This is a genomic window from Wolbachia endosymbiont (group A) of Lypha dubia (assembly GCF_964028575.1).
GTDB classification, from domain to species: Bacteria; Pseudomonadota; Alphaproteobacteria; order Rickettsiales; family Anaplasmataceae; genus Wolbachia; species Wolbachia pipientis.
In genome coordinates this window covers 929,202-943,828 of the sequence record NZ_OZ034796.1, presented here as the reverse complement: position 1 = coordinate 943,828, position 14,627 = coordinate 929,202, and the positions used below count along the sequence as shown (strand labels likewise).

At 36.4% G+C, this 14,627-nt stretch carries 11 protein-coding genes and 2 pseudogenes; 10 read left to right on the top strand and 3 right to left on the bottom strand.

What is annotated here, in order from left to right:
* The 8 genes and pseudogenes from pyrE (at position 1) to ABWU72_RS04855 (ending at position 12,796) form a co-directional block, all read left to right on the top strand.
* Positions 1-597 carry an orotate phosphoribosyltransferase gene (gene pyrE / locus ABWU72_RS04890; RefSeq protein ID WP_353283931.1) on the top strand — a complete coding sequence of 199 codons (597 nt, stop codon included), beginning with the start codon at positions 1-3 and terminating at the stop codon, positions 595-597.
* Positions 598-702: 105 nt separating this feature from the next.
* Entirely contained in the window at positions 703-2,532 is a 1,830-nt protein-coding gene (gene typA, locus ABWU72_RS04885; RefSeq protein ID WP_015588882.1) for a translational GTPase TypA, read from the top strand.
* Between the two features lie 62 nt (positions 2,533-2,594).
* Positions 2,595-2,840, top strand: a pseudogene (locus tag ABWU72_RS04880) (PD-(D/E)XK nuclease family transposase); the annotation flags it as partial.
* A gap of 437 nt (positions 2,841-3,277) precedes the next feature.
* Entirely contained in the window at positions 3,278-3,421 is a 144-nt protein-coding gene (locus ABWU72_RS04875; RefSeq protein ID WP_173862872.1) for a hypothetical protein, read from the top strand.
* A gap of 388 nt (positions 3,422-3,809) precedes the next feature.
* Entirely contained in the window at positions 3,810-6,371 is a 2,562-nt protein-coding gene (clpB, locus tag ABWU72_RS04870) for an ATP-dependent chaperone ClpB (protein ID WP_155969008.1), read from the top strand.
* A 27-nt stretch (positions 6,372-6,398) separates the two neighbouring features.
* Complete coding sequence (locus tag ABWU72_RS04865) at positions 6,399-11,141, top strand: NAD-glutamate dehydrogenase (RefSeq protein WP_353284058.1); 4,743 nt, start codon at positions 6,399-6,401, stop codon at positions 11,139-11,141.
* 4 nt (positions 11,142-11,145) lie between these two features.
* Positions 11,146-11,442, top strand: coding sequence for a hypothetical protein (locus tag ABWU72_RS04860; RefSeq protein WP_010082258.1), 297 nt, complete (start codon positions 11,146-11,148; stop codon positions 11,440-11,442).
* Positions 11,414-12,796, top strand: coding sequence for a PleD family two-component system response regulator (locus ABWU72_RS04855; protein ID WP_155969010.1), 1,383 nt, complete (start codon positions 11,414-11,416; stop codon positions 12,794-12,796). Before ABWU72_RS04860 ends, ABWU72_RS04855 begins: the two co-directional genes overlap by 29 nt.
* A gap of 122 nt (positions 12,797-12,918) precedes the next feature.
* Here ABWU72_RS04855 and ABWU72_RS04850 read toward each other — a convergent pair whose 3' ends face one another.
* From ABWU72_RS04850 to ABWU72_RS04840, 3 genes and pseudogenes are all read right to left on the bottom strand, one after another.
* A complete protein-coding gene (locus tag ABWU72_RS04850; protein WP_264374152.1) occupies positions 12,919-13,053 on the bottom strand; it encodes a hypothetical protein in 135 nt (44 codons plus the stop codon).
* A 172-nt stretch (positions 13,054-13,225) separates the two neighbouring features.
* A pseudogene (locus tag ABWU72_RS04845) lies at positions 13,226-13,408 on the bottom strand (DNA repair protein RecO); the annotation flags it as partial.
* A gap of 123 nt (positions 13,409-13,531) precedes the next feature.
* Positions 13,532-13,687 carry a hypothetical protein gene (locus ABWU72_RS04840; protein WP_353283930.1) on the bottom strand — a complete coding sequence of 52 codons (156 nt, stop codon included), beginning with the start codon at positions 13,685-13,687 and terminating at the stop codon, positions 13,532-13,534.
* Positions 13,688-13,768: 81 nt separating this feature from the next.
* Between ABWU72_RS04840 and ABWU72_RS04835 the strand changes: the two genes are divergently transcribed.
* Together ABWU72_RS04835 and ABWU72_RS04830 are read left to right on the top strand one after the other, a co-directional pair.
* A complete protein-coding gene (locus ABWU72_RS04835) occupies positions 13,769-14,116 on the top strand; it encodes an IS630 transposase-related protein (protein WP_155968342.1) in 348 nt (115 codons plus the stop codon).
* Between the two features lie 19 nt (positions 14,117-14,135).
* Positions 14,136-14,627 (top strand): IS630 family transposase, encoded by a 492-nt coding sequence (locus ABWU72_RS04830; protein ID WP_155968340.1) that lies wholly within the window; start codon positions 14,136-14,138, stop codon positions 14,625-14,627.

Sequence of the window (14,627 nt, the reverse complement as noted above, 5' to 3'; positions counted from 1 at the left end):
ATGATATTAGACAAAAATAACCTAATAATAAAAGAATTTAAAGAAGCAGAAGCAATTTTGCATGGGCATTTTGTTTTATCATCCGGGCTGCATAGTGACACATACATACAGTGTGCGAAGATTTTTGAAAATCCAAGCAGAGCCATGAAAGTTTGCGCATTATTAGCAGATAAAATAAAAAAAGAATTAAATAGCTCCATAGATTTAATATTATCTCCTGCAATTGGTGGAATAATTGTGGGTTATGAGATTGGCAGGCAGCTTGGAATAAAGACAATGTTTTGCGAGCGCGTTAATGGTAAGTTTGAATTACGCCGTGGATTTAAGATCAAAAAGGGTGAGAAAATATTGCTCATTGAAGATGTAATAACCACAGGTAAATCTTCACTTGAAGCAGTGGAATGTGCAGAAGGGGAAGGAGGTAAAGTTGTTGCTGAAGCTTCTTTGATAAAGAGAAATAGTGAAACGAAACTGCCTTTTCCTGTCATATCTTTGATTGAACTGAACATCAAAAACTACAGCGAGGAAGAACTTCCAAGTGAATTAAAACAACTACCCATAACAAAACCTGGGAGTAGGGAATATTTAACAAAGTAATCCTATAATATCTTGGAAACACAGCATTTATACACAGCTTTAGTTATTTACTCCAAGTGTATTTTATGTATACTTATTACTAAATTAATTTTGAAATGATAGAAAATGAACGAATTTAAATCGATCCGAAATATAGCAATAATCGCACACGTTGACCACGGTAAAACTACTTTACTTGATAACATGTTAAAACAAAGTGGCACATTCCGCGAGAATCAAGAAGTTCAAGAACGAGTTATGGATAGTGGCGACCAAGAACGTGAGCGCGGGATTACAATACTTGCAAAATGCACATCAATAATGTGGGGTGATGAAAAAATCAATATTATTGATACGCCAGGGCACGCAGACTTTGGTGGAGAAGTAGAAAGGGTATTGTGCATGGCAGATGGTGTGTTGCTGCTGGTTGATGCTGCAGAAGGTCCCATGCCACAAACTAAATTTGTGTTGTCAAAAGCACTAAAAGCAAATCTGAAGCCAATTGTAATAATCAATAAGGTCGACCGACCAGACAGCAGAATTGATGAAGTACTAAATGAAATATATGAGTTATTTTTTAACCTTGATGCAACCAACGAGCAGCTAGATTTTCCAGTGTTGTATGCTTCAGGTAGAAATGGTTGGTGTGCTAAGGAGCTTTCTGATGAAAGAAAAGATTTAAGCCCATTATTTTCAACGGTTATAGATTATATAAAACCTTCTGTTTATGATCAAAATGCACCTTTTGCTATGTTGGTCACTCTACTTGAGTCTGATAAGTTTCTTGGCAGAATATTGACAGGAAAGGTTTATCAGGGTGTTGCACAAGTTAATTCAGATCTTAAGGTGCTTGACCTCGATGGCAAAGTAATTGAACGAGGAAGATTAACTAAGTTGCTCTCATTTTCTGGCTTGAAACGCATTCCAGTAGAACAAGCTGTAGCGGGAGACATAATTGCAATTGCAGGACTTGAGGAAGCTTCAGTTTCAGACACTATAGCAGCACCAGAGGTTACAACTGCAGTAAGCTCAACTCCAGTTGATCCGCCGACAATGGCGATTACTCTAAGCGTTAATGATTCGCCTTTTGCTGGACAAGAAGGTACAAAGCTTACCTCAACTGCTATAAAGGATCGCTTATACGCGGAGGCAGAAACAAATGTTGCAATTACTGTGACTTTGGCACCAAGCGGTGAAGCATTTGAAGTAGGTGGGCGTGGTGAGTTACAGCTTGGAGTGTTAATTGAAAATATGAGGAGAGAAGGTTTTGAGCTTTCGGTATCACGCCCTCGCGTGTTATTTAAAGAAGAAGGCGGTAAAAAACTTGAACCTATAGAGGAAGTAGTAATTGATGTAGATGATGAATATAGTGGAATCATCATGGAAAAACTCAGCTTCCGTAAAGGTGAAGTAACTGACATGAGACCTTCTGGTAATGGCAGGACAAGATTAACGTTTTTAGTGCCATCAAGAGGATTAATCGGTTATCAAGGAGAGTTTTTAACTGATTCTCGTGGCACAGGCATAATTAACCGTTTATTTCACAGTTATGCTCCACATAGAGGTCCAATTTCTGGAAGGCGCAATGGAGTTTTAATTTCTACAGATAAGGGTGAGGCTGTGGCATATGCAATTTTCAATTTGCAAGACAGGGGAATTATGTTTATTAAGCCACAGGATAAGGTATATTGTGGCATGGTTGTCGGCCAGCATAGCCGTGACAATGATTTGGAGATAAATGTGTTAAAGGGTAAGCAATTAACAAACGTAAGAGCTTCAGGTAGTGATGAAGCTATAAAGCTCACTCCACCAAAGATAATGACACTGGAGGATATGATAGCGTATATAGATGATGATGAATTGGTGGAAGTAACTCCAAAATCTATACGTTTACGCAAGAAATTCCTTGATCCAAATGAACGTAAGCGTGCAGGAAGGGCAAAGAATAAGGAGTAATCAGAGGTTGAACATTTGCGAAAAATAGTGTATAATTATTCGTCTCCTAATTGTATTTAATTATGGCCTTTTCGAAATTTCTCGATCCAAAAAACAATTTCGCGTTCAAGAGAATATTTGGCACTGAGAAAAATAAAGATATTCTCATTCACTTTCTCAATGATATATTGGGCTTCGCTGGCAAAGATGAAATAGAAGAAATAGAATTTCTCAGCACTATCATGGATGCTGAGATTGCCTCTAAAAAACAAAGTATTGTTGATGTTTTCTGTACTGATTCTGCTGGAACCCAGCTAATTATTGAAATGGTGCGACCTGAAAGTCTTCGGTCATATTGTTTAAAAGGAGAGGAATTCCTTCAGAAAGAAACTAAAAGAGTTCTAAAACTTATTAAACCAGATGTTTTGCCATCTGAGTCTACGCATCAGTGCGAATCGGGTAACCGGTTGGTGCCAAGCGATGCGGACAATGAACCTCCTCTTGAAAAAGAAGATGCTCAATCGTGAAAGGAGCATAAACTACAAGCATCATGTGGTTGGAGAGCTAGGCTTAGTGGTATGGTGAACGTAAGTGAAGCTTCATAAGTATCGTAACGATTAAAGAGCTAAAGATGCTGATAAGCTCCGACCAAAAGGTAATGTGACATTTTTCATTTCTGGATGTACGCAAATCACCGGTATAGAGAAGTCACCTAACCCACTGTTGTATGACAGAAGGAACAGGGTAAGCCTGTATTTCCGCCTATATGGCAAGCAAACCGCAAGGAACGCTGATGAAAATGCAGGTAAAGGATAATGGAGAAAGCGAATGCCATTTTGTAACGAAATGTATAGAATTTGTAACATTAATTCGCGTGAAAACGAGCAGATTTCCATTTGGTCCCTCGTGACAAGAAACTTTGTTAACCACTTGAGGTAGAGAAGCAGATGACCTTACCCACAGAAATGATGAAGAAATTAGGAATATTTTTTACAAAAAGGACAATATTAACAAAAGAACTTTATTCTATTTAGAATATAAAGTTACAATAAATTTTCCTGTCATCTCCAAATAAATTACATTAACTTAGTATTGTATATTGTTAATAACTTAAATAATACAACCATTTTCAGCAACAAAAACCAAAGGTCTTGAGATACAAGATATTTGTATGGTTACTATGATAGTTCCTTTTTTAAGAAAGTTTTAAATTTCATACCTAACGATAAACAACTTTAGGTTTAAATTTATGAAATCAGTTGTTATATACATCAGCAAATACGAATTTAACTGGTGTTATGGACTTAAATAAATTTACCGAAAAAGCAAAAAGTCTAATTCAAAGTGCTCAAATGAAAGCGTTGGGAGCTGGGCATCAGATTTTTATGCCTGAGCATTTACTAAAAGTGATGCTTGAAGATGAATCAGGTTTAGTTCAGGATTTGATAAACGCTTGTGGTGGAAGTGTGCAAAGTATTTCTGATGCTGTGGATAGCGCAATAAAAAAGTTGCCAGTAATTGAAGGTCCAGGAAGTGGTGGCCTTCAACTTTCAAGAGAAATAGCAAAAGTTTTTGAAGATTCAATTGGTATTGCAAGAAGAAATAAAGATTCATTTGTTGCTGTTGAGCGTTTACTACAGGGCCTCACTGCACAAAAAGATGATACTGTAGGCAAAATTCTGGCAGAGAATGGTGTGACTCTACAAAAACTGAACTCAGTTATTGCAGAAATGAGAAAGGGCAGCAGTGCGGACTCGCCAAACAGTGAGGAAAAATTAAACGCGGCAAAGAAATATACAAAAGATGTTACAGAGCTTGCTATGCAAGGAAAGCTTGATCCTGTAATTGGTCGTGATGAAGAGATCAGAAGAACTATGCAGGTATCACTGAGGCGGACAAAAAATAATCCAGTGCTGATCGGTGAACCTGGTGTTGGAAAAACTGCAATAGTTGAGGGGCTTGCAAATAGAATTGTTGCAAACGATGTGCCACTTGGTTTGCATGATGCAAAGGTCTTAGCTTTGGATCTTGGAGCACTAATTGCTGGCACTAAGTTTAGAGGAGAGTTTGAGGAAAGGTTAAAAGCAGTGATTAATGAGATTTCGAGAGCGGAGGGAAAAATTATATTATTCATCGATGAATTGCACACTTTAGTTGGAGCAGGAGCAACAAGTGGTGCAATGGATGCCTCGAATCTGCTGAAGCCTGCTCTTGCGCGTGGAGAAATTCGCTGTATAGGAGCCACAACTTTAGATGAATATCGTCAGCATATAGAAAAAGATCCTGCACTTGCAAGGCGTTTTCAGCCTGTGTTTATCTCTCAACCAACTGAAACTGATACCATTTCAATACTCAGGGGTTTGAAGGAAAGATATGAGGTGCATCATGGTATAAGAATTACAGATGGTGCAATAATTGCTGCTGCAACGTTGTCCAATAGATATATAACAGATAGGTTTTTACCTGATAAAGCAATTGATTTGATTGATGAAGCAGCAAGCAGGGTGAGAATTGAAATGGATAGCAAGCCTGAAGTTATTGATGAACTTGAGAGAAAGGTTATACAGCTAAAGATTGAAGCAGAGGCTTTAAAAAAAGAAAGTGATGAAAATTCTAAACAGCGTTTAAAAAAGATAAATGAAGAGATCGAAAATCTAAATAGTAAATTTGCTGACTTGAACAGCAAATGGCAGATGGAAAAGAATAAAATAGCTAGAATACAAGAAACAGCCGAAAAATTAGATAACGCTAGAAAAGAGTTGGAATTAGTTCAGCGTAGTGGGAATTTGGGAAGAGCAGGAGAGCTGATGTATGGTGTGATTCCTCAGCTTGAGAATGAATTAAAAAATCAGGAAAAGGTTACTGATAGTTTCTTAAAGAAAGAAGTGACTGGAGATGATATTGCAAACATTGTTTCAAAGTGGACAGGAATTCCAGTTGATAACATGATGCACAGCGAAAAGGAAAAACTTCTCAACATGGAGAATGAAATAGGAAGAAGAGTAATAGGGCAGAAAGATGCAATAGAAGCGATAAGTAATGCAGTTAGGCGCTCTCGCTCTGGTGTGCAAGATACTAATCGACCTTTTGGTTCATTCTTATTCTTGGGTCCAACCGGAGTTGGAAAAACAGAATTGGCAAAAGCCCTTGCTGAATTTCTGTTTGACGATCAATCAGCGCTTTTGCGTTTTGATATGTCAGAATATATGGAAAAACATTCTGTTTCAAAGTTAATTGGCGCGCCTCCAGGGTATGTTGGCTATGAACAAGGTGGCAGATTAACTGAAGCAGTGAGGAGAAGACCATATCAGGTAATCTTATTTGATGAGATAGAAAAGGCAAATCCAGATATATTTAATCTATTGCTGCAAATCTTGGATGAGGGGAGACTCACTGATAGTCATGGCAAATTGATTGATTTTCGCAATACCATACTGATTTTAACTTCTAATCTTGGTGCTGAGATAATGCTAAAGGGGATTGCTGAGTCTGTAAAAGATGAGGTAATGCAGATAATTAAATCAACATTTCGTCCAGAATTTTTAAACAGACTGGATGAAATTATTATATTTCACAGTTTAACCAGAAATGACATCTATAAAATTATAGATGTTCAATTTTCTTATTTACAAAAAACACTTGCTAAGCGTAAACTGAGTATAAGTTTGTCGCAGGAAGCTAAAGAACTAATAGCACAAACTGGCTATGACCCTGAATATGGAGCAAGGCCCCTAAAAAGGGTGATACAAGAGTGTATTCAAAATAATTTAGCTAAATTAGTTTTATCGGGGGAAGTAGTAGAAAATGATGAACTAATAGTGTACGCTCTTGATAATGAAATCTTAGTTAAAAAGGTTTAAGTTCACTGTGTATTTTTGTTAAAAAAAATGTGTATAGATCATAATGTTGACACTGAGTCTTTATTTAAGTTAGCTGATCAAGAAAATCAGCAAGATAAAGAAAAAATTAAAAAATTTATTAAGTATTTTTATAGTTTTGTTTATAAAAGCGACCTAAAAGCCAATGATAAGTTTTTGCTATATATTGTAAACGATGCTTACAATTTTGTTTCTCAAAAAGAGAAAGATGAAAGTAAGTTAGTAGTAAGTAATATAGATGATATACCAGGAATAGAAGGCGATTTTACCACGATTAAGATAACAAACGATGATATGCCATTTTTGGTTGACTCCGTTATTACAACTATTAAGTCGCACGATTTAACCATATGCTATTACAGCAACAGCATAATTAACATTAAAAGAAAAGATGGCCTAATAGATGAGATTTACCCTTTGGAAGAAAGTAATGGAATAAAAGAGTCAGTTATATATGTAATTATCAAAGGTATAAGTGACAGTTTTGTTGATACATTAAAAGAATCTCTACAAAAAACGCTGAAAGCAGTTAATTGTGTTGTGAAAGATTGGCACTTAATGCTTAAGAAACTTGATGAGGCAAGTCTTTCTGTCATCCCAGCTGGGATCCAGGAAAAGGACACGTGGATTCCAGTGTCACGCACTGGAATGACACCAGACCGAAATCAAGAGCAAAAAGATTTTCTAGTTTGGTTAAAGAATAATAATTTTGTATTTCTAGGTTATCAAGAATATATTGCTGGTAAAGATGAAAAACTCGTCTGTGATGGCAAAAAGGACCTTGGCCTGATGAGAGTAGGTCAAAGTACGTTGATTCCTTCTGCAAACCTTGATTCCCTATACATATTGAGATCAGATCTAATCTCAATAGTCCATCGGCGTACATACATGAATTGTATAGGAGTAAAAGAATTTGATGACCAGGGTAATGTAGTAAAGGAACGGCGTTTTTTCGGGCTATTTACTTCTGTAGCGGAGGTCCAAGATATTCGAACTATTCCAATAATAAAAGATAAAGTTAAAGTTATAGAAAAAAATGCAGGATTTGTAACCGGGGGCCACAACAATAAAGCTTTGATTTCTATTTTGCAAGTGTTCTCTTGTGATGAATTATTCCAATCAAATGAAGACGAATTATTTAAAATTTGCATTTCGATCATGTCTCTTGCGATTAGGCCAAGGGTCAGATTATTTTTAAGAAGAGTCGGGGATTTTATTAGTTGCATAGTGCTGATACCGATGCGTTATGCTAGCGCTAGGCTAATGTTCAAGATACGTGACATATTGAAGGATGAGACAAGTGCAGGAAGTTCAGATATTTATAACAATCACATTATCAATGAATATGATTTGATGAAATTGCATGTAGTGCTAAAGACCAAAAATGCTAGCGTTCTTGATGATGAAGTTTTGCGTATCGAAAACAAATTAAGAAACATTACAGAAAAGTGGGAAGATCGTTTTATAGACAATTTATACAATACTTTTAGCACTGTTGAGGATATATTCATCCGTTATTGCAAGGCATTTCCAATAAGCTATCAAGAGAGTTTCGAACCTCATGACGCATATTACGATATGAAAAAATTGGAGATAGTGAGGAAGAAAGGAGTTAGCGAGGTCGATTTAAGACTTACTCGTGATAATCTTAATTATCAATTAAAGGTTTATACTCCAAACAATGGAGGCCTTGAATTATCGAAGATATTAAGGATCACTAAGAATTTGGGAGCTAAAATTCTATCTCATAATGGCTATTACATAGAAATTAACGGTGGAATATGGATACACCATTTTGTGTTGTCAAGAGTCGATGAATTAATAGACAACATTACTCTAAAAGAGCAATTTGAAATAACACTTGCGAAAGTGTTTAGCAAGGAAATTAAAAATGACTATTTCAATAGTTTGATCATTATTGCTGGGCTCAAGTGGAAGGAAGTGCTTCTGATTAGAGCGCTAAGTGCCTATCTAAAGCAGACGTCATTTAACTACAACCCAGAATATATCCAAAAGGTAGTCTCAGAGTATCCAAAAGTAGTAAAGTATTTGATACAACTATTTCATGCAAGATTTGATCCTAACATAGACATTGATAGAGCAGAAACTACGGACATTGTCAGAGAAAAAATTGAGGAACTTCTAAAAGAGATCAGCAATGTTTCACATGATTACGTTTTGCGCTCGATATTTAACTTGATAATGGCTATTTTAAGGACCAGTTATTATCAAGACGATAAACCATATTTATCTACAAAATTTGACTCAAGTAAAATAAATGGTTTGCCTGATCCTCGTCCGTATCGCGAATTGTATATTTATTCAAACCTTTTTGAGGGAATACATCTAAGAGGAGGGAAATTAGCCCGTGGTGGCTTAAGGTGGTCGGATAGGACGGAAGATTTTCGCACTGAAGTTTTGGGGCTCATGAAAGCTCAGATGACAAAAAATGCGGTTATTGTCCCTGTTGGCGCAAAGGGTGGGTTTGTAATTAAGCAAGTTTATAAAGACAAAGATACTTTAAGAGAGAAAAGTGTTGAGTGCTATAAGAGTTTTATTAGAGGAATGCTTGATATTACTGATAACGTGGTTGATGGTGAAATAATTCCACCAGAGAATGTGATTAGGTATGATGAAGACGATCCATACTTGGTAGTTGCAGCAGATAAAGGCACTGCTTCATTTTCTGATTATGCCAACCAGATAGCCTCTGAATACAATTTTTGGCTTGGCGATGCATTTGCATCTGGTGGATCAGCAGGTTATGATCACAAAAAAATGGGTATTACAGCCAGAGGTGCATGGATTGCAGCACAGAGGCATTTTTGGAAAATGAATAAGGATATTTACCAGGATACAACTGTTATTGGAATTGGAGATATGGCTGGCGATCTATTTGGAAACGGTATGCTGCTTTCAAAAAATATACATTTAATCGGCGCATTTAACCATATGCATATTTTTGTTGACCCAAACCCTGATGCAGAAAAGAGTTTCACAGAGCGTAAACGTCTCTTTGAGTTACCATTTTCAACTTGGATGGATTATAATAAAGATTTGATTTCTAAGGGTGGAGGAGTATTTGAGCGTAGCAGTAAGCAAGTAAACATTTCTCAAGAAATAAAAAAGTGCTTTGATATAACAGAAGATATGCTACCTCCAAGTGATTTGATTAGATATCTATTGAAAGCAAAAGTGGACTTCATATGGAATGGAGGAATCGGCACGTTTGTTAAGGCAAAGAGTGAAAATCATAGCATGGTCGGTGACAAAGCAAACGATGAGTTAAGAGTGAATGGTAAAGATATTAGAGCTTCTATGTTTATAGAGGGTGGAAATCTTGGTTGTACACAGTTTGGAAGAATAGAATATGCTGAAAAAGGTGGATATATCAATGCAGACTTTGTTGATAATTCAGCCGGAGTGATATGTTCGGACCTTGAAGTTAACATTAAGATTGCATTTGTTTCAGCTATGAAAGCAGGGGGTATTTCTTTAGAAAAAAGGAATGAAATACTGGCAAGTATGGTGGATGAAGTTGCATCCAAAGTGCTTGAGAACCACAACAAAATTGAAACAAAAGCATTACTTCTTGAGTGTTTGCAAGCTAAAGAGAGATTGGAGCAGCACCACAGGTTACTGCTCAGTTTAGAAAAATCTGGGCTGTTAAACCGAAGCGTAGAATTTCTTCCAACTGAAGAAGAGATAGCAAGGATGTTAACTGGTGCAGAAGGTTTCAGTTCTCCTCAGCTCTCTGTTCTAATGTCTTATGCTAGAACAGCAATAAAAAATGAAATTATACATTCCGATCTGTCTGAAAAAGATCTTATATCTCATGACTACTTGCTAGGTTATTTTCCTAAAAAGATGGTAACAAAGTTTAAGGATTTCATATTAAAACACCAACTTCGTAGAGAAATTATCTCTACTTGCATTGCAAATGATGTAGTGAATAGAATGGGCTGTATATTCATCAATAATTTGGCTGAGAACACTGGAATTAAGATACAAGAAGCGGTTAACATATATATTGTTGTTAACCACCTGTATGATTTAAACAGCCTGTGGCAGAAAATTGATGAATTGGATGGAAAAATTGATGTTAACTCATACTTACAAATAGTGAGGAACGTGCAGAAATTTATTGGCAGAGTATCATTTTGGCTAGTGAAAAATCTTGGCAAGCTTAGCTTTGTAGAATTGGATGATGTTACAAAATTTAAAGATGCAATTGAAACTTTAGGCCAGAACTTAACTGATGTTTTAGATGAACACCTATTAAAGATCTATAGCCATGGATCAACTTCTTTAGTAGAACTTAATATAAATAAAGATCTAGCAAAAAAAGTTGCTGATCTATGCGTTCTTGCTTATGCACTGGACATTATATCTGTTGCTGAACAGACATCTTTGTCCATTCTTGATGCTGGTAAAATATACTTTGAGTTAAAGTCGCTGTTAAGATTCGATCTGATTAGAACAATTGCCATCAAGATGAAAAGCCGCTCTTCTTATTGGGATCGCAGCTTAGTTAATGATTTATTGGACGATTTAAGCAATTACCATCACAAGCTAGCTGTTAAAGTCATAAAAGCTACTGATAACCCCGAAGATAAGGTTCAAACCTGGGCTTGTGATGATAAGGACTACATAGAACGTTATAATAGTTTTTTAGATGAGATGGTTGCTTCTAAACTTGATTTAAGCAAATTAATATTTATAATCAGAAGGATTAAAGTACTTGCTTCATAGGAAAATGTTCAATATAGGTCTTTCAGAAATTTTAGTTGTAGCTTTAGTGAGCATAATTGTTCTTGATAAAAATAAGGTACCTGTATTTATTGATTTTATTAAGACTATATATAGGTATTTTACAATTGTAAGGTTAAAAGCCAGAAGGTTATTGAAGGATGCCGGAATTGAAGACTTATATAAAGAGTGTAATACTGAGAAAGTAAATTACATAGTTGGTAAAAATGGTAAGCTTTATCCTACTTACGATATAGATAATACATCTAAAGATAATGACAGCGAAGATTCTGGTAGTAGATGATGTACTATCTAATGTCAAGCTTTTAGAAGCTCGACTAAAAGCAGAGTACTATACGGTTATCGTAGCTCATGATGGTGAAGAAGCTATAGATTTAGTAGCAAAGCAGCAGCCTGATATTATATTACTTGATATCATGATGCCAAAGATGAATGGCTTTGAAGTTTGTAAGGAGCTAAAGAGTGATCCCTTGACAACCCATATTCCAATAATTATGGTAACTGCGCTGCATGATACTCATGATAGAGTGCAAGGTATTAATGCTGGCGCGGATGATTTTCTGACTAAACCAATAAACGAAACTGCTTTATCTGCACGAATTAAGTCTCTCACACGCTTAAAGATGATTATCGATGAATTGCGTTTGAGAGGAGAAACTAACGCTGAGATTGGTGGAGTCGCAGGAAACAGTATTATGGATTATTCCAATCAGATTTTTGATGCTAACATACTTGTTATAGATGAGGATGTTCATCAAGCAGAGCAGATATATAATATATTAAAGCAACGCTTTAGGTCAATTAAAATACTGAGTGATCCAATGGAAGCATTGAAGGTTGGTATTGAGAATGGTTACGACCTGATCATTTCTGATATGCAATTTTCAAAAACTGACGGCTTGCGTTTGTGTTCTGAGTTTCGTAGTAAGGTGGAAACACGTTATACACCAATTCTGATTCTTTCTGAGGATTATGATAAAAACAATTTAGTAAAAGCACTTGATGTAGGTGCTAATGATTATTTAACAGTACCTTTGGATGAGGGTGAGCTAATAGCAAGGGTTAATTCGCAAGTAAAACGCAAAAGATATCAAGATGCCTTGAGAATGAATTTATTTAATAATGCGGAAATGTCTATAAAGGACCCATTAACTAACTGTTATAATAGAAGATATTTTGATGCACACTTAAGAAACATTGTTAAGGACTCTGTGGAAAAGGATAGAAGGTTGTCTCTTATGATACTTGATATAGACTATTTTAAGATGGTGAACGACAGTTTTGGGCATAGTGCTGGAGATGAACTTTTAAAGCAAATACAGAGAAGAATTTCTGAAAATATTAGAGTGACAGATTTGTTAGCTAGATTTGGTGGTGAGGAATTTGTTGTTGTAATGCCAGATACCGATACATCAGATGCGTATACTATTGCGGAAAGAATACGCAAAATTATTGCTAAAAAACCTTTTATACTTGCGGATAAAAATACAACCCACGATGTAACTGTGAGCATTGGAATTGCAGAAATGCAAGAATCTGACCTTGACAATATTAAAGAATTTATAGTACGTGCCGACAAATATTTATATAAAGCAAAAAACAGTGGTAGAAATAGAGTGGTTACTGGCTATAGCTAAAGTGGCTTAAGTTTGCCGACAACCGTCATTCCGCTACTAGTTAGCGGAATCTATGCTGAGATACCGCGAATGAATCGCGGTATGACGGTTCGCGGCAGCATGACGATAAGGTTTATACCTTGTCATTCCAGTGCTTGACACTGGAATCCAGTTTTCCATATAATCTCATCGAAAACGTTGTAACCACTTTCCATGCTAGTTTGCTTGTTCACAAGCAAACTTTTCTGGATCCCAGTGTCTGGGCACTGGGATGACACCCTGACAACCGTCGTCCCGCTGCTTGTTAGCTGGATCTATGCTAAGAGATACCGTGACGGTATGACGGTTCGCGGTGGCATGACGATAAGTTCATCATCCCGCTACTTGTTAGCGGGATCTATGCTAAGAGATACCGCGAATGAATCGCGGTATGACGTAGGACTGCTAAGATTAAAGCGACAACATGAGGTTTCTCAGCTCTGGAAATTTCACGTTTAACTGCAAAAATAGATACTTATTTAAAAAATATCCTGTGACTTTCAGTCCTAACTGAAATTCTTGGAATGAGTAGCTGTTTTGTAGGTTATTATTGTATACATCATGTAATATTTGTGGAAAAGGTAGGAGTTTATCTGTTTGGTAGAAGTCATAGTTTTAAATCCTCCTGATTAAGTTTTATCGCTATGACTCCCCCACCAGAACCGTGCTTGCAGCTTTCCCGCACACGGCTCCACAATGTAGTATTCACAGCATTTCCTATTTTGTATATAATGAGTAGCATATTCTTGGTTTTGGTAATGGATTAACTTGTAGATAGTGTATAAATTGCTTTGAATTCATACTCTTCTTCTGACTACGTCGGTTTATCCATTTATACGCTAGCTTGATTACCCGCCAGAAGAATTTATTCAACCACCGGTAATTTCCGCTAACTCCGAAGTATAGTACTTCCCAAAGTAAATGATAAAGGTATAATAAGCTATTTGAGTTATAATGGCGTATAGTGTGGATTTAAGGGAAAGGGCAGTATCGATGATAGAAAAAGGGAAGTCAAAGGTTGAGGTGGCAGAGCTTTTGGAGATAGGAATAGCAACTCTGTACCGCTGGTTAAGAAAGAAAGCCGCTGGTGAAAGCCTAAGGCCATCGAAAAACGGCAGCTTTATTCGAAAAATAGACCCAAAAATACTCGAAGAATATGTTAAAAAGAATCCAGATCATACGCTGGCAGAGATGAAACAAAATCTTGGATTTGGAATAAATTCAATTTGGTATAGGCTGAAACAGCTAAGAATTACTTTAAAAAAAAGTTACACTATATCAAGAGCGCAATCAAGAAGATAGGCAGCGATTTACCGATAAAATCTCAAAAATAGACCATTCCAGCATCTTATATATAGATGAAGCAGGAGTTGATAATAGGTTATACCGAGAGTATGGACGTGCTCCAATAGGAAAGAAAATTTATGCAGATATTCCAGGAAGAAAACGAGAGAGAATCAGTATAATAGGCGGGTGGATTGGAAAGAGATTTATTGCACCAATGACTTTCAAAGGTGGGTGTGACAAAGAGGTATTCAATACATGGTTAGAGAAGATGTTATTACCTAAATTGCCACATGGTACTACAATAGTTATGGACAATGCCACATTCCATAAAACTCCCAAAACAAAGGAGTTAATAGATAATGCTAGATGCCGTTTGCTCTATCTACCAACATATTCACCAGATTTGAACCCTATAGAGCATTGTTGGAATACCATCAAAAGCCGCCTCAGACCTTTAATGCATAAATATACAGACTTACAACTTTTGGTTGGTAATACCATAATGGAAATTTATCATTCATTTTAG

Coding starts and splice junctions, on each gene's coding strand:
- pyrE (WP_353283931.1), top strand. CDS start 1: ATGATATTAGACAAAAATAACCTAATAATAAAAGAATTTAAAGAAGCA.
- typA (WP_015588882.1), top strand. CDS start 703: ATGAACGAATTTAAATCGATCCGAAATATAGCAATAATCGCACACGTT.
- ABWU72_RS04875 (WP_173862872.1), top strand. CDS start 3,278: ATGGCAAGCAAACCGCAAGGAACGCTGATGAAAATGCAGGTAAAGGAT.
- clpB (WP_155969008.1), top strand. CDS start 3,810: ATGGACTTAAATAAATTTACCGAAAAAGCAAAAAGTCTAATTCAAAGT.
- ABWU72_RS04865 (WP_353284058.1), top strand. CDS start 6,399: ATGTGTATAGATCATAATGTTGACACTGAGTCTTTATTTAAGTTAGCT.
- ABWU72_RS04860 (WP_010082258.1), top strand. CDS start 11,146: ATGTTCAATATAGGTCTTTCAGAAATTTTAGTTGTAGCTTTAGTGAGC.
- ABWU72_RS04855 (WP_155969010.1), top strand. CDS start 11,414: ATGACAGCGAAGATTCTGGTAGTAGATGATGTACTATCTAATGTCAAG.
- ABWU72_RS04835 (WP_155968342.1), top strand. CDS start 13,769: ATGGCGTATAGTGTGGATTTAAGGGAAAGGGCAGTATCGATGATAGAA.